This is a genomic window from Streptacidiphilus sp. PAMC 29251 (genome assembly GCF_054208735.2).
This window is the reverse complement of sequence record NZ_CM135725.2, coordinates 1-15,206: the sequence shown is the minus strand read 5'-3', so window position 1 is coordinate 15,206 and position 15,206 is coordinate 1. Positions and strand designations below refer to the sequence as shown.

The following is a 15,206-nucleotide window of genomic DNA, read 5'->3' as shown; positions in this document are numbered from 1 at the left end:
GAAAGTGGTCGGGGTTCAGTGCAGGTCGAGGGCGTTTTCGAGGTCGGTGATCAGGTCGGTGAAGGGGTGCCGGTTGCCGTGGCGGGCGGGGACGGGGCCGGCGTGGATGAGTGAGGCGCGGGCGGCGAGTTGAGCCCCGCGTGTGCCGGTGAACAGTGCGGTCGAAGCGACGTCGATGCCGGCGTAGAGGAACGTCGCGCCGAGGTGTTCGGTGAGGTCTTTGATGAGGTCGGCAGTCTCCGCGCCGGTGGTGGTGCGCGGGTTGAGGCGGTGGATCTCGTCGATGACGACCAGGCGCACGCCGGCCTGGTTGTAGGTGTGGATGACGGATTGGGTGATCTGGGCGGTGGTCATCCGTGCGGTGACGGGGATGCCCAGGTAGCGGGCGAAGCAGGTCGCGAGTGTTTTCGCGGTGGCGCCGGGCGGGACCAGGAGGTAGGCGACGGGGGCGGGGCTGGCGGCGGTGCCGTGGCGTTTGGTGTGGGCGAGGTGGCACGTGCGTGCGACGTGCAGGAGCGCGGTGGTCTTCCCGGTGCCGGCGGGGCCGGTCAGGATCAGGGCGGGGCGGGCGGTGGTGTGCTGGTGGGCGCCCAGGATCATCAGGGTGCGGACCTGGTGGGCGAGGGTGTCGATGGCCTGGGTGCGCACGGTGACGAACGCGGAGTGGTACGCCAGGCGTTCCTCGGTGCTGCGCGGGGGCGCACCCGGCGGTGGTGGGGCCGGTGGTGTGGTGGTGGCGAAGTGCTGGAAGCCGCTCCAGGTGGTCACGGGCCAGGGCCGGCCGACTGCGCTGGCCACGGCGTCGTCGGCGCTGAGGTTCGGGGCGGCGGGTCCGCTGTCCGGCTGCTCCGCGGTGCGCGCCCGTACGCGTTCGGTGGCCGCTGCCGCAGGGCCTTGGTAAGGGTCAGGTTGAGGGTGAGGGTTCACCACAGTTCTGCTTCTTTCTCGGCGTCGTAGAGTCCGAGGCCGGTGTACGGGACCTGCGCCCCGTTGCCGTCGTCCAGGTCTTCGCGGTCTTGGTGGTCGTCCTGGTCCGGGTCCCGTACCGGCTGGCCTTCGTCCTCGAACACGGCCGGGTCCGCGGACCGGCCGTCGTCTTTCCGCGCGGCAAGGCCCTGGTGCGCGGCCGGCTGTAGGTGCTGGCCCGTATCCGCGCCGGGGCCTTTTGCGGTGCCGGCTCCGGCTCGTCCCGTGCTGTCCCCGTGCCGGGGAGTGTCCTTGCAGCCGTGCTGCTCGGGCTCGCCGTGTCCTTGCTCGACTGCCTGCGGCCGTTCCTCGCGCTGGTGCGGCTCGGACTGCGCCTGTTCGTGCTGCTGTTCCCGCTCGTCGCCGTGGGCCGGCCGGTCGTGGTCGGTGTCTGGGGGTGTGCGGGTGGAGGCGGTGTGGTTGTCCAGGGTGTGTTCGGTGGGGGTGGCGGTGCCGTTTCGGGTGCGGCGTTGGAGTTGGTCCAGGGCGTCGGCGAGGTCGGCTTCGTGTTGGTGGCGGTCGGGGTTGTGGTGGGTGAGGGTGTTTTTGATGTGGTGCCAGGTGTGGTCGTTGAAGGGCGGTGGGCGTGGTCGCGGTGGATCCAGGGGATCTCTGTGAGGTGGCCGTCGGGTAGGCGGATCCAGATCTGGCGGGCGTCGTGGGGGTCGTGGTGGATTTCCCATTTGCCGCCCCTGGCGGGGTTTGGAGGCCGACCGATTTCGAAGACAGTCTTTTATGCTGCTAGTGCTGCGCTTAGTGTGGACCCACTCTCGTATTCATAGGGAGATAGGTAGCCGAGCTCACGTTGAATCCTGTGTCGATTGTAGTAAGACTCGGTGTATTCAAATATTGCACTCCCGACCTGCTTTATTGTTGTCCACACGTGCAGGTGGATCAATTCCTTTTTCAGGGTTGCGTTGAACGACTCTGCTGCGGCGTTGTCGAAGCAGATCCCCGTCTTTCCTACCGAAGGCAGGATTCCGCTGTCAAGACATTGGTCGCGAAATTTACTACCGGTGTACTGACTGCCACGGTCTGTATGCATGACGACTTCACCCTGTGCCGGCTGGCGATTTCGGATCGCCATGTCTAGCGCCTGGATCACCATGTCTTCGCGCATGTGGTCAGCGACCGACCAGCCGATGAGCTTCCGCGAATACCCGTCGATGACTGTCGCCATATAGGCCCAGCCTTCTGCGGTGTGAATGTAAGTGATGTCACCGTACCATATCTGGTCTTTCTTTTCCGGGACGAAATTCCGCTCGACGAGGTCCACCAGGCCGCGCCTGTTCGCCGGATCCTGGACGGTGGTGGCCTTGTAGGGCCGTGGATGGATGCACGCCAGCCCAGCGGCCCTGGCCAGGCGTCGGACGCGCTTGGGTGACACGCGCTCGCCCTGGCGGGCCAGCTGCGCGTGTATCCGGTCGATCCCGTAGCGACCCCTGTTGACTTTGTCGATAGCGATGATGAGTCGGGTAAGTTCGACATCGCGTCGTGCGTGTGCGGACTCCTCACGGCGGATCCACGAGTAGAATCCGGTACGCGATACGTCCAGCATCTTGCACATGAAGTTGATGGGATATATGAAGCGGCGTGGCTTGCCGACCTGCTCGTCGTGGACTTGCAGGATGAAGGCGAACTTTATTGGTTCTGGCTCGCAAACCACGCCGCTGCTTTTTTTAGGAAGTCCCGCTCCATGCGGAGCTTCCGTACTTCGTCTTCGAGTTCCTTCATATGGACGCGCTCGTCGATGGTCAGCGGCTTGTCTTTGATGCTTCCGCTCCTCTTCGCGGCATTTACCCAGTTTCCTAGGGTTCCCTCGTTCAGACCGAGGTCCCGGGCAATCTCAGCCACGGGCCGGCCGGAGCTCACCACTAGCTCTACGGCCTCTGCCTTGTACTCCTGGGTGTACTTCTTCCGCTTTGAAACCATCGTGCACTTCCCACTTGACACTTGAGTGAACTACTTCCAGTGTCCACGAAAGTGGTCGGGGTTCAGTTGGGTGAGGGCTGGCGGCGGTGGGAGTTGAGGGTGTGGTGGTCGTAGGTGCGGTGGTCGATGCGGATGCCGTAGGGGCCGATGGTGTGCCAGCGCACGGGAAGCAGTTCGAGGTAGTCGGCGCCGGTCAGGGGCACCGGGACGTATCCGGTGGCGGCGACGAGGGCGGCCCACATCTGGTTGGGCGTCAGGGCCCTTGCGGGGACGGCGGGGTGGCGCAGGCCTTCGTGGGGGCGGTGGTGGTAGTGGACGAGCCACTGGTCCAGGAGGTCCTGCAGCTGCGCGACGCTCCAGCGGGCCTCGGTCTGGGCGTGGGGTCCGCGGCGGGTGGGGTCGGAGCCGGTGTGGCCGGCGACGTGCTGGCAGAAGAGGTCGTTGATGGTCCCGAATGTGCGTTCGACGATGCCTTTTGCGGTTGGTGCGCGGGGAGGTGTGGGTTGGATGCTGATGCCCAGGGTTTCGCAGGCGGCGGTGAAGGCGCCGGACAGGTAGACCTTCCCGCGGTCTACGACGATGGTCTCGGGCACCACGACCGGGCGCGCTGCCGCGTCGCGCAGCTGTTCGTCCAGGTCCAGGAGGTCGCGTAGGGGCAGGGGTGCGCGGTCCAGGCGCAGGGCGGGTGGCCAGCCCGGCCGCATGGGGTGGGGGACGGCCATGGCGGCCAGCAGCAGGGCGGCGTCCACGGCCTTGGTGCCGCCGGGCCGCAGCACCGCCGCCAGGACCGCTCTGGTCGCGATGTCGACGCCGATGGTGAGTTCGGGGCGGCTGGTGGTGCCGTCGGGGTGGAGCGCGAAGATGTCCAGGCGGGTGGTGTCGATCTGGACCTGCTCGCCGGGCCGCAGCGCGGTGGTCGGGGTGAACGGTCCCGCGGGTGAGGGGCTCCGGACGGGCTGGCGGGGGTGCTGGTCGGGGGTGGCCAGGGTGTTGACCAGGCGGTAGAACGTGGCCTGCGCGGGCATGGCCACCGCCTGGTGCCCGTGCTGGTCCTCCAGGATCTGCCGCACCAGCGGCCGCAGGCCCTTGACGGTTCCCTTCGAGCGCACCCGCTGGCGCTCGAGTGCTTCGCGGATGGCGGCGAGCACGCGCTCGTCGGTGCGGCCGGTGGGGCGCGAGGTGCGGGTGGAGCGGTGGTCGACCAGGCCCCACAGCCCGTGGGCGCGGTAGTCCAGGCGCATGCGCTGCACCGTGGTGCGCGAGACCCGCCCGAACCCCGAGGCGGTCAGTTCCTGCGCCTTGGCCTGTTCGCGCTGCGCCAGGGTCCACCGGCCGGGTTCGTAGGGCGGGCGAGGGGTGCCGGCGCTGCCCGGTGGCCCGGGCAGCCCGGTCTCGACCTCGCGCACGTGCCGCTGCCACGCCAGTGCCCGCTCCAAGGCCTGCTCCGGGACGCCTTCCAGCAGCCCCCACTTGGGCACCGGCTCCGGCGGGGGCGCTCCGAGGACCGTGAAGCCGGGGTCGGCGAACAGGTACCCGGCCAGCACCACCCGGTCTTCCCACCCCTGACCCTCGTACCCGTCCGGCGGCTCCCCGCCGCTGCTGCGCTGGTCCTGGTGTCCCCGCCCGTCCGACTCCTGTCGCTGGTCCTGGTCCTGGTCGTCGGGGCGGTCAGGTGGATGCGCTGTCCGGCGATGGCGACTACCTGCCACCGGCGGCCCTGGTGGCGGATCTGGGCGCCGACCTCCAGTACCGGCCGCCGGCTTCGCGCCCCGCTCACACCCGGCCCCTGTCGCCCCGGTCGCGGGACGCGCCCCCTGCTGCGCCCGGGCGCCCGCCGTGGGCCGCTCCCTTCCTGCGGCTGTCGTCCGCCCAGAGGCCTTCGACGTCGTCCTCGTCGTCGCTGTCGTGGTGGTCCTGGTGGGGGGTTGGCTGGTTGGCGGTGGTGGGGGTGCCGGGGGAGACCTGGACGCTCTGGTGCAGGGGTCGGTGGAGTGGGGCGTGGAGGTGTCCGTGCCACAGGGCGTGGAAGATCGCGGGCAGGACGGCGAGGGGGTTGCCGGCGGCTTGGACGCCTTCGATCATCGGCTTTGGTCGGGCGAAGGCGTCCAGGACTGCTGCGTTCAGGGCGGGGGTTCCCTGGTTGCGGGGGTGGCGGTAGCCGGCCAGCCAGCGCAGGTTCGCCTCGAGGACCGGGTCCAGGGGTTCAAGGCGCCGGTAGGTCCAGCCGACGTTGGCGCACGCGGCGGACACCGCGGCCGCGGCCGCGACCGCGCGCGGGCCGCCGGCGTCGGGGTGGCTGGGGCAGTCGGCCAGGAGCGCGGTGCCGTCGGTGTAGCGGGCGAACAGCTGCGGTACCCAGGCCCGGATTTCGCCGCGCCCGGTGCGCCACAGCAGCCGCACGGGGCGTCCGGCGAGTCCGGTCACGCGCGGGTCGCGGTCCAGGACCATCAGCTGGGCGCGCATCGTGGCGGACCCGTTGTGGACGTGGCGGCCGGTGGTGGCGGACCACCACAGCCCCGGACCCCAGCGCCGTCCGGGCACGACGGGGAACCCCGCGACCGGTGCCAGGTCCTCAAAGGGAACGGCCAGGGCCGCGTCCGCCCACCGCTGCTGCACGATCTGCCCGACCACGTCGCGGAACACCGCCTCGACGCCGGCCAGCGACCGCCCGTCCAGCATCTGCTCCGGCCGGGCCCCTACTCCGCCCCCGGACCTGCCCGCTGCGTCCTCGCCGCTCACCCATTCAGTCAAACCGGTGCCCGCCCGGCGCGGGCCGGTTCCCGTGTTCCGCAGACGCAGCACCGCGCGATGCGCTACCCGTCCGCTTGCGCCGGGGGATTCAGTCGAAGGCGACGACCAGGCGGACGGCGTCGTCGCCGAAGCGGTCGGCGAGGGCTTTCATCACGGCGAAGACGTGCGACCAGCCGGTGCCAGGTCCCAGGACGGTGCTGGCGCGCAGCGGTTCGTACCGGCACTGCAGGCCGTTGCCCGCGGTCCAGTCCAGGGGCCCGCAGACCGGGTGCCAGCCGGGTGGGGGTGCCCCGGTGGTGGCGAGAACGTCGGGCGGCCACTGGGCCGGGACGAGCCGGCGGTGCCTCAGCGCGGGCAGCGTGGGCTTCGACCAGGTCAGTCGTCCGACGAACCCTCCGGGCAGGCCCGTGAGCTCCAAGGCGGCGAGCTGCGCCCAGCTGACCCATGTCGCGCCGCTCATCTCGCCGACGGTGACCGGGGCCTCCAACTGCGCGCGCACGGCGTTCGACAGGTCGTGGGGCAGCCCGCGGTCTGCTGCCAGCGGGTGGAAGCCGGCGTCGTTGCGTACCCCGAACAGGAGCCCGAAGGCGGTGTAGTCGGTCTGGTCGTACAGGGGCCACAGGTCCATGGCCGCCACCCACGGCTCGCCCTCGTAGTAGTCGGTGCCCACACCGGGGTGGCGGAACTCGATGCTCCCGTAGATCTCCGTGCCCATGGCGTGCGACGCTACCGCCCCCTCTCCGGCACGCGCGCGCCAATATCCAGGCCCCGACCGATTGTGGACGGCGCCTCGTGCAACCGAACCCCGGCTGCAGATGCATGGAACAGGGCGACCGGACCGCTCGCGGACAGCCCGTCAGCAACCAGGCCCCGCGCTCAGTCCTCGTCCCGGTCCCGGTAGGCGGCGAGCTCGGCCGCCAGGACCTCCACCGGCCGCCGGGCCCAGCGGGCCAGGTCCTCCAGGGACTCGCCCGCCTCCAAGGCGGCGGTCGCGCTCTCCCACAGTGCCCGGTCGACCAGGCCGGCGCTGTGGCTCAGGTTCTGCAGCAACCGCTGGGCGGCCTCGCCGACGGTGCCGCGCTGCGCCCGCGCAGTTGGGTCAGCTGCTCCTCGGCGGAGGCGACCAGGCCGCGGATCAGGTGCCGTTGCGGACTGGACACCGCGGAGTGCCACGTGGTGGCGGGTCTGGACGCGGTCTTCAATTTGCCGAGGACACGCAATTGTGCTGCGGTGGTGGGCGGCTGGTGCTCGGGCCTTACCCACCAGAGGTCCTCCGCGGCAACGGCCGAGCCGCTGCCGGTGCCGCGGCGGTGGCGGATGACGGTGCCCATCCAGGAGAGCAGCGGCCCGCCGTGGTCGACCGCGGCCAGCGGTCCGAGCCAGGGCCGGTGCACCCGTACTCCCAGCTCGCGGCAGAACGCCCCGTCAGCCGGCAGCGGCCGCGCCCGCTCACCTCCGCTGTCGCGCCACACCAGCTGCGCCATCGCGGGATCCAGCAGAGCGCTGGCGACCGTGACCACTTCGGGTAAGACGAGCGCGTCGCGCACCACCGCCCGCCACCACCCGAGCCCCGCAGCGGTACCCGTTCCGGCACGGGCAGCGGCACCGGCGACCTGGCGCAGCCGGGCCGGCCAGATCTGCTCATGCCCCCAGTGCGGGGACTCCTCCCACCACCGGCACACCACTGCCGACGCCAGCCCGAACACCTCCCAGGGCTTCACCCCCGCCCGCCGTGCGCGCCGCACCACACCGTCCCACCGCCGCTGCGCCGCGAGGACCTGCGGGCAGCCGCGCAGGTCCAGGTGCTCCATCGGTTGGTCGGCGTCGGCGTTCCAGTGCCCACCTGCGGTGACGCCCGCAGACCCGCTCCCACCGTGCGGCGTACCGCACCACACGCACCGGCTCACCGGTGCGTGTGGCAGTGCAGGAGCGGCACCCGAACGCCACGGGGGCGACCGCCGCGCCGCCAGCCCGCCACTGTCCCTGCGGCCGGTCCGGTGCGCCGACGCTCGCGGTCGGCCTATCATCCTCGTGACCCCACGCCGGCAGCGCGTGTGCCAGTACCTCCTCGCCGACCCCGCACAGCGCAGCCAGTACCTCACGCCCGGTTTGGTCGAGCAGCACGTCCACGTCGGCCCGGTACCTGCCGTCGTTGTGGCGGGGCTGCTGGTTGCGCCACTGCCAGTGCCCCAGCAGAGCCTGGGTATCCAGGCTGTAGCGGGCCGCCAGCCGTGACATCAGCGACCACGTCGTCTCACCGGACAGGGGTACGAGCCGGAAGAGGCTTTCTGCGGGCGGGCCGGATGTGGGAGGGCGGTGTGCCGGGTTCTGGTCGGGACTGTTCGCCGTGGCCGTGCCTTTCCGATCCTGGTCTGACCGTTGTCGACCAGTGGGGTTTCTGTCGGTGTTACTGGATGTCTTGGGGGTGCCAGCCGCGGGGGAGTTTGGGGAGGCCGATGAGGGCGTCGATGCCGAGGTGTTCTTGGAGGAGGGCTTTGAGGCCGCGTCCGTCGATGAGTTGCATGCGTCCGGTGCGTTGGGGCGAAGTCGAGGCTGGATTTGCCGTACCAGGCGGTGGTGACCAGGATGCCTTTGGCTGCGGCTTTGTCGTTCATGACGCCGGCCAGGGCGCGGACGGCGTCGGGGGGCACGGTGTCTTTGTAGCGTTTGGCCTGGATGACGCACAGGCCTCCGGTCAGGGGGTCGCGGTTGATGGCGACGGCGTCGGACGCCGTCGTCGCGGCTGGCCTGGGTGGTCCAGGCTTCCAGTCCGATGGCTTCGAAGAGTTGGCGGACCAGGTGCTCGAACGCGGTGGGGGCCATCTTCAGCAGGTCGGGGCGGCTGTCGAGGCCGGAGACGATGTCGACCTCCTCCACGAAGCGGTACTTGCTGAGGTCGAATTCCGCGACGGGGGCTACGGCCTGGGAGGTCGTAGGGGTGGGGGGAGACGATGGCGTTCAGGTGGCGCAGGCACAGGGCGGGGTCCAGTTCGCTTTCGCCGAGGTCGAGTTCGCAAAAGGCCTCGCGTTCGGCCACGACGCTGGCCAGGCACGGGCGCACCGGGCGTCCGGTGGCGCGGTCCTTGGCGTCCGCGTGCCCGTTGAAGAGCACGGTGTCCACCAGGTCGGGGCTGGTGACCGCGAAGCCCTCCTCGATGGCGTGCAGCGCCAGGCGCGCGACCAGGCGCCGGTAGAGGTCCCGGGCCTCGGTGTCCTTGCGGGGCTGGGGTACGACCTCGCGGCGCTGGGCGATGAACCGGTATCCGGCCGCCTGCGGGATGATGCCCTGGCCGGGCAGGTCGACCTCCAGGAGGAGCTGCTTGGCCTCGGGCGCGTAGGCGGCCCGCACCGCGGGCCGGCACCCCGGGGGGAGCGGCGAGTGGAGCAGCAGCTTGCCGACCGCATCGGCGAAGGCCTGCGGGCCCTCCTGCAGTAAGCGCTGCTCGGCCTTGCGCCGGTAGTCGCCCAGGTCGCCGGGCCGGTCCAGGAGAACAGACTCCAACTCCTGCACGAGGGCCTGGACGGCTTCAGACCGTTGGGCCGCCTCGTCCTTCAAGCTCTGCACCTCGGCCGCTTGCCGCTGGCGTTCCTGCTCCTGCTCGGCCCGCGCCCGCTCACGCTGCTGCTGCTCCGCTGTGCGCTTGCGCGCCGCGAGCCGCTGCGCCAGCTCCCGCTCCACCCGCGCGGCTTCACGCTCCTGCTTGGTCAGCTCCCGCTCTCCGACCGACAGCAGCCGGGCCTGCTCCTTGTCCAGCCGGGCGGCTTCCTGGCGCTCGCGCTGGAGCCGGTCCTGCTCGGCCTTCTTGGCCAGCCGATCTCGTTTCCGCCGCCTCCTTCTTCACAGCGGCGGCCTTCGCCTTCTGCTTCGCCTGGTAGGGCGTCGAGTAACTGCTGCGCTATCGACTTCTGCCGTGCCATCTGGCCCTCCCCTGGCCGAACCTGCCTGCCCGCGACAGCGCCCCTTCATCATGTGGGCCGTCAGCGGCACTACCGCTGTGAAGCGATGCCCAACCGCGAAGATCGACAATCCCTTGCTGTTCGTCCCGCTTCGCCAGTTGGTGAGTGACTCGATGGAGGGCACTGCGCCTGGCTGCCTGGCCTTCCACAGGCCAGTTGCCGGAGTCGGACGCCCGCCGGCTCTGGGCTAGGGTGCGGCGGTGACTGGTTCTGTGTGGCGCCCGCTGCTCTTCCTCGATGTGGACGGGCCGTTGATCCCGTTCGGTGCGACGCCCCGTCAGCTGCCGGGCGGCTACCCGACTTTCCCGGATGCGTCAGGGCTGCGGGTGGTCGGGGCGAAATCCTCTGCTGTCCAGGCTTGATCCGAGCCTGGGGCCCCGGTTGGCCGCGCTGGGGTGCGAGCTGGTGTGGGCCACGACCTGGATGGAGGAGGCGAACGAGTGCGTGGCGCCGCGTCTGGGATTGCCGCGCCTGCCGGTCGTGCTGTGGCCGGAGCAGGACCAGGAGGAGGGGCGCTCCGGGCTGCACTGGAAGACGCGCGGCCTGCTCGCCTGGGCGGGCGGGCGCCCGTTCGTCTGGCTGGACGACGAGATCACCGGTACTGACCGGCGCTGGATGGCTGCGCACCATCCGGGGCCGGCCATGCTGCACCGTGTCGACCCCGCCGCAGGCCTGACCGGCGCGGACTCCACCGCTGTCGAGCACTGGCTACGTGCGGCCCGTCCCGCGCCGCCGACGCGATGAGGACCCGGTAGTACCGTGCCCCGTCCCGGAGCGCGGCTGGGCCCGGTGGCCTTATGGTCTTGAACCCCTATCGCTGTGCTGGAGGCTTCCATGGCTACTGAGAACACTCCTGAGGAATCGGTCGGCGTCTGCCCATCCCGTTCTGCCGCTGACCTGATAGCTGGTCAGGTGGGGTTGGCGGAGGTGTTGGCGGTGTTGGCTGGGGTGCGGCCGGTGTTTCATTCGGAGGCGGATCTGCAGCATGCGTTCGCGCGGGTGCTGTGGGGGCTGGCGCCGCAGGTGGAGTGTCGCCTGGAGGTGCGCCAGACCGCCTCGGAGGGTGTCGAGCACTTGGACCTGCTGTGTCTTGGTCCGCTGGGCCGCACGGCGGTGGAGTTCAAGTACGTCAAGCGTGCCTGGAGCGGCACGGTGGGCAGTGGCCCGTTGGAGGAGCGGTACGCGTTGAAGTCGCACGGCGCCCCTGATCTGGCCCGGCGGGACTTCGTCTTCGACGTCGCCCGGCTGGAGAAGTTCTGCGTCCGCCCCGACCAGAACGGCCTGGCGCTGCTGATCACGAACGAGTCGGCGCTGTGGCAGCAGCCGAAGCCGTCGGGGACGCAGTCCCGCGACCGCGAGTTCCGTCTGCACGAGGGCGGTGAGCTGAGCGGGACGCTGCTGTGGGGCGGGGGCGACTTTCGCCCCCAACACCCGGGTCCTGCGAGGCACCTATCCCTTGCGCTGGCGGCCGTACTCGCAGCGGCCCGGAACCGGGGGAGAGTTCCGGTACCTGGCCCTCCTCGTCGACCCCGCTGCGGAGGCCCCGGCGAAAGCCGTGACCCCGGAAGCAGACAGTTCGCCAGCCTGAGCGTGGCCGCCGCGCAGCTGTGCTGGCCGCCGCTCCTTCCCTCATGTCTGTGGTGGGTGGTGGCGGTATCCGTAGTGGTCTTCGATGTGGGCTTGGTGGTCGTCGATGTCCTGCTGGAGGTCGGCGGCAGGAAGGCGGGTCCATTCGGCGAGGTGGTGGAGGGGGATGCCTGCGGTGTGGGCGGAGCTGGCGATGCCGGTGACGGCTTGGTCGAGGGTGGCGATGGCCTGGTTGAGGGTGTCGATCAGCTGTTGGGTGGCGGTGGACAGGGGCGCGGTGTCATGGGGGTCCAGGGCGGCCAGGAGCTCCGTGGCCTCGCGGACTTTTTCGTTGATCCAGCCGCGTTCGGGGCGGGGGATGGTGGCGCGCCAGGTGATGGTGCCGTCGGTGCGCTGGGTCAGGGTCCGCAGGAGCGCGGTGACGGAGGCGGGTTGGTGGTCGCGGGGGATCCACCAGGGGTCTTGTCCCCAGTCGCCGGGCTGTCCGATGCCGTGGCGCCTGCGCACGACTGCTCCGCGCCATGCGGTCAGGGCGGTACTGTCGGTGGTGGCGCCGACCCGGGCGAGCCAGGGCCGCCCGAGCCTGCGCGCGAGTTCCTGCTCGAACTGTCCGTCGCGCGGGGAGATCCTGAAGGTCCCGGGACCGCCGCTGTCGTGCCGGACCTTGTCGGCGACGGCGGGGTCCAAAAGTGCCCCGGCGAGGGCGACGGTCTCGGGGAAGGTGGTGGCTTCGCGAGTGACGGCGCGCCACCACCACAGGTTGGCGCTGGCGTCGCCGCCGGCCAGGGCGTGCAGGCGGGTGGGCCAGATCCGCTCTTCGCTCCATTCGAGTGCGAGGTTCCCACCATTGGCACACCACGGCGCGGGCGACCGCGAACACCGCCCCGGGTGTCACCCCGGCCGCCTCGGCCCGTCGGGCTACGGTCGGCCACTGCTGCTGCGCCGCCGCGATCTCGGGGCAGGCCCGCAGGTCGAGATATTCCAGGTCGTGTCCGTCGCCTGCGCCCAGGGTCCACCGCTGGTGGCGGCGGCATACACGTTGCCATCCGTCGCGGTACCGCATGGCGGTCACTGCCTGTCCGGTGCGCTGTGCGGTGCAGGGCCGGCAGGCGTAGGCGACGGGTCCGTGGGCTGCTGCGCCGGACTGCCAGCGGGCCTGCGGTCGTCCCTTGGAGGAGGTGCTGGTGAACGCGGCGGGTCCTTTGGCCCAGGCGGGCAGGGCGCGCTGGAGGGTGTGGAGGTCGATGCGGCACAGGGCAGCGAGAAGGGCTTGCCCGGCGGGGTCGAGGAGGATCTCGGCGTCAGCGCGTACACCGCTGGCACCAGGGGAGCGGGGCGGATTGTTGCGCCACTCCCACGCGGCCCGCAGATCGGTGGACGTCATGGCATACCGGGCGGCGGTGCGTCCAGCAGTGACCACACCGTCTCCTCGGCCATCGGCGCGATCCGGAAGACCCCCTGCGTCAGCAGCACAGCGTCACCTCCTCCCAGGCCGGCCTCCGCCTCACCAGCGCATGCCGAGGGTGTCGAGTGCGGCGCGCTGCTCCTTGGTGAGTTTGACGGCTCGTTGTCGGACGTTGCCCACCCACAGCCCCAACTTGAACGGCCCGTCGGGCATGGGCTGTACATCGCTCCGCTTGACCGCGGTGATGGTGCCGCCGTGCTGCGCGGCCCAGGCTGTTGCTGCGGCGAGTCCGGTGTTGAACCGGTCGGTCTGACTGCGCGCGGGTGCTGCCGCGGGGACTGCAGACTGCGTGGGGGCGGTCATGCCCAGCCGTCCGAGCAGTTCCTGCTGCCGGGTTGGAGCTCGTGCCACCGGGCCTGCTGCGCCCTGGCCCACTTGCTGATGTCCTCGCCGGACATGCGGATGCCTTTGGGCAGGTCCAGCAGGTCCGTGAGCGTCCCGCCGTTGTCGGTGTGGGCGAGGGCGATGCGGTAGGAGCGTTGCCAGGGGAGTGGCCAGGTGGGGTTCCACCACAGGTCGATGCCCGCCAGCTGGGCGATGCGGGCCTGGGTCAGTTTGCCGGCGTTGGCGGCGGATCTCTGTTCGACGAGCCATCGGCCGATCTTGGTCGAGCCGGCGACTGTGGTGGCGCTGCAGGCGAGGCGTTCGACGTGGGTGGCGGCGTAGGTGCGGGCGATGGCGAGGTTGGCGTCCCAGGCGGCTTCGTGGGCGTTCCAGACCATGCCGAGCTCTTCCAGGCGCTGTACGCGTGAGGGTAGTAGCTCGTCGGCCGCGTAGGCGGCCCGCTGCGAGGCCGCCCAGCGGCCCAGGGGGAAGTCCGAGCCGGGTTCTGTGGCATCGACAGGGATCGCCACGTTGGAGTGGGTCTCGTGCCAGCGTCTGGCGGCGGCGTAAGCCGCGCAGCCAGTTCTGTGCCTCGGGGCTGAGTACGCGTAGTCGTACGGCGGCTGCGATCTCGGCTGCGGTGTGGAGGCCGCCGGCGAACTCCAGCACCATCCGCAGCGCCTGCGCACCGGCCTGTCCGGATCCCGGTGGCTGCTCCTGGTCCTGTTCGTCGTCCTGCAGCCGTGGGGCGGGTTGTTCGGTGCGTGAGCGGCGCTGGGGGACTGCGAGGCCTTCGATCAGGTTGCTGTCGTAGGCGCGGAGGCCTTCGAGGATGGAGAAGAGTGGGGCGAAGCCGGGGTCGGCGACGAGGTCGCTGCTGGGTGGTGGCGTCTTCGATCGTGTCGTGGGCGGCCCTTGGCCACGATGGTGGGCACCATGATGGTGGCGACCTTCCCCGCGCCGGGTTGCTGGCGCAGGGCCCTGCCGATCGCCTGGATGAGGTCCACCAGGCTGCCCTTGGCACTGGTGAACAGGACGGCGTCGCTTTTCGTGTCCAGCCCTTCGGCGAGCACTTTGCTGTTGGCCAGCAGGGCGGGCCGCTGCAGGCCGCCGGGTTCCTCGTCGTCGAACTCCGCCAGGACCTGCTTGCGGTGACGCCCTGTGTGCTCGCCGGAGAGCCAGCGTGCCCAGACGCCGTTGGGGAACGCCGCACGGAGATCGTCTTCGGCCTCGATCCGGCGTGGAAGAGTTGAAGCGAATACCTCGGCGTCATCAATGCGGTTGTGGAAGCTGATGACCTTCTTGAGACCCTTATCCTCAATGGCTTTGAGAACAGCGACCTGGATCGCCGCAAGCCGCGCCCGGCGGCCGATCCCTCTTCGTCTCCAGCATCGCGTGGAGCACTGGATCAAACGATTTTCGAGGGCGACGAGCTGAAACCTTGCCAGCACCCCGATGTCCTGGCTGCGCATGAGCGTCAAGGAGTTATTGGCGGACGGTGCCGAATACAGTTCTCGTCGTCCATGGACATCGCCAGTTCCCTCGGCAGCGACTGGTACGCGGGGCCGGCCTGCGTCTGCCTCTGCTCCCTCGGTGGTGCTGGCGTCCAAGCTCTCCGGGACGTTCCACACTCTGGGGGTGGCCGGTCATGTACAGTCTCGCGGCGGCGGGCAGGGCCTGGTTGTCGTGCACGGCCGCCCATGGCTTCGATGCTGCGCCACTGGTTCTGTGGGCTTCGTCGATGATCATGGCGGACCAGCGTTGAACAGGACTGATGCCGTACTGGTTGAAGTCTCGGCTGTGTGCTCCGATGACGGTCGGAAGGCTCGCGTAGGTGCCGAAGACGGTCACCGGAACGCCTTCGCCGGCCTTCGAGAGCCAGAACGCCAGTCGTTCCGAGCTGGTGGTGCACAGCACCCCGGCGGCAGGCTCGTGGTCTGCCATGGAGCAGACCGCGTACATGTGGCCCGCCCGCCCGGCGGCCCGCCAGGTCTCGATCGTCTGGCCCAGCAGGTCGAGGGTGGGAACGAGTACGAGAATGGGCCCCTTCGGGGCGATCCTCATCCCCGCGTGCGCCGACATGAACGTCTTTCCCGTACCCGGGGCAGCGATAAGCTGAGCCCGCAACCCATCCGTAGGAATGGACTGCCCAGGGTGGAGCGTCAGCGCCCTGACGACATCGTCAACCGGTTCGACCTGGAAATCGCGAAGCTTGGACACCGAG

At 70.1% G+C, this 15,206-nt stretch carries 15 protein-coding genes and 1 pseudogene; 1 reads left to right on the top strand and 15 read right to left on the bottom strand.

All coding sequences use genetic code 11. From position 1 onward, the window contains the following. Positions 1-15: 15 nt before the first annotated feature. The 11 genes from ACXKR8_RS00080 to ACXKR8_RS00030 form a co-directional block, all read right to left on the bottom strand. On the bottom strand, positions 16-927 hold the full coding sequence (locus ACXKR8_RS00080; protein WP_458270873.1) for a TniB family NTP-binding protein: 912 nt from the start codon (positions 925-927) through the stop codon (positions 16-18). Beyond that, entirely contained in the window at positions 924-1,649 is a 726-nt protein-coding gene (locus ACXKR8_RS00075) for a hypothetical protein (RefSeq protein WP_462100197.1), read from the bottom strand. The genes ACXKR8_RS00080 and ACXKR8_RS00075 overlap by 4 nt, the downstream gene beginning before the upstream one ends. 50 nt (positions 1,650-1,699) lie before the next feature. Further along, positions 1,700-2,632, bottom strand: coding sequence for an IS3 family transposase (locus ACXKR8_RS00070; RefSeq protein ID WP_458266876.1), 933 nt, complete (start codon positions 2,630-2,632; stop codon positions 1,700-1,702). Then, positions 2,608-2,898, bottom strand: coding sequence for a transposase (locus ACXKR8_RS00065; protein ID WP_458266877.1), 291 nt, complete (start codon positions 2,896-2,898; stop codon positions 2,608-2,610). Before ACXKR8_RS00065 ends, ACXKR8_RS00070 begins: the two co-directional genes overlap by 25 nt. Positions 2,899-2,960: 62 nt before the next feature. Continuing rightward, on the bottom strand, positions 2,961-4,607 hold the full coding sequence (locus tag ACXKR8_RS00060; protein ID WP_462100196.1) for a transposase family protein: 1,647 nt from the start codon (positions 4,605-4,607) through the stop codon (positions 2,961-2,963). Positions 4,608-4,671: 64 nt separating this feature from the next. Beyond that, the gene (locus tag ACXKR8_RS00055; RefSeq protein ID WP_458275264.1) at positions 4,672-5,577 is read right to left on the bottom strand and encodes a TnsA-like heteromeric transposase endonuclease subunit; all 906 of its coding nucleotides are present in this window, start codon (positions 5,575-5,577) and stop codon (positions 4,672-4,674) included. Positions 5,578-5,737: 160 nt separating this feature from the next. Beyond that, the gene (locus ACXKR8_RS00050) at positions 5,738-6,364 is read right to left on the bottom strand and encodes a hypothetical protein (protein WP_458270869.1); all 627 of its coding nucleotides are present in this window, start codon (positions 6,362-6,364) and stop codon (positions 5,738-5,740) included. Positions 6,365-6,525: 161 nt separating this feature from the next. Next, a complete protein-coding gene (locus tag ACXKR8_RS00045) occupies positions 6,526-6,699 on the bottom strand; it encodes a hypothetical protein (protein ID WP_462100195.1) in 174 nt (57 codons plus the stop codon). Beyond that, positions 6,684-7,460, bottom strand: coding sequence for a hypothetical protein (locus ACXKR8_RS00040; RefSeq protein ID WP_462100194.1), 777 nt, complete (start codon positions 7,458-7,460; stop codon positions 6,684-6,686). The genes ACXKR8_RS00045 and ACXKR8_RS00040 overlap by 16 nt, the downstream gene beginning before the upstream one ends. Positions 7,461-7,886: 426 nt before the next feature. Beyond that, positions 7,887-8,327, bottom strand: coding sequence for a restriction endonuclease (locus tag ACXKR8_RS00035; protein ID WP_462100745.1), 441 nt, complete (start codon positions 8,325-8,327; stop codon positions 7,887-7,889). Between the two features lie 17 nt (positions 8,328-8,344). Then, positions 8,345-9,328 (bottom strand): hypothetical protein, encoded by a 984-nt coding sequence (locus tag ACXKR8_RS00030; RefSeq protein ID WP_462100193.1) that lies wholly within the window; start codon positions 9,326-9,328, stop codon positions 8,345-8,347. A 478-nt stretch (positions 9,329-9,806) separates the two neighbouring features. Between ACXKR8_RS00030 and ACXKR8_RS00025 the strand changes: the two are divergent. Beyond that, positions 9,807-10,350 (top strand): annotated as a pseudogene (locus ACXKR8_RS00025) (HAD domain-containing protein). 885 nt (positions 10,351-11,235) lie between these two features. Here ACXKR8_RS00025 and ACXKR8_RS00020 read toward each other — a convergent pair. The 4 genes from ACXKR8_RS00020 to ACXKR8_RS00005 all read right to left on the bottom strand — a co-directional run bounded on the left by ACXKR8_RS00020 (position 11,236) and on the right by ACXKR8_RS00005 (position 14,454). Continuing rightward, a complete protein-coding gene (locus tag ACXKR8_RS00020) occupies positions 11,236-11,880 on the bottom strand; it encodes a hypothetical protein (RefSeq protein WP_462100192.1) in 645 nt (214 codons plus the stop codon). A gap of 817 nt (positions 11,881-12,697) precedes the next feature. Next, a complete protein-coding gene (locus tag ACXKR8_RS00015; RefSeq protein WP_462100191.1) occupies positions 12,698-12,961 on the bottom strand; it encodes a helicase associated domain-containing protein in 264 nt (87 codons plus the stop codon). Further along, positions 12,958-13,671 carry a helicase associated domain-containing protein gene (locus ACXKR8_RS00010; RefSeq protein ID WP_462100190.1) on the bottom strand — a complete coding sequence of 238 codons (714 nt, stop codon included), beginning with the start codon at positions 13,669-13,671 and terminating at the stop codon, positions 12,958-12,960. Before ACXKR8_RS00010 ends, ACXKR8_RS00015 begins: the two co-directional genes overlap by 4 nt. Positions 13,672-13,779: 108 nt before the next feature. After that, positions 13,780-14,454 carry a helicase-related protein gene (locus ACXKR8_RS00005; RefSeq protein ID WP_462100744.1) on the bottom strand — a complete coding sequence of 225 codons (675 nt, stop codon included), beginning with the start codon at positions 14,452-14,454 and terminating at the stop codon, positions 13,780-13,782. Positions 14,455-15,206 lie beyond the last annotated feature (752 nt).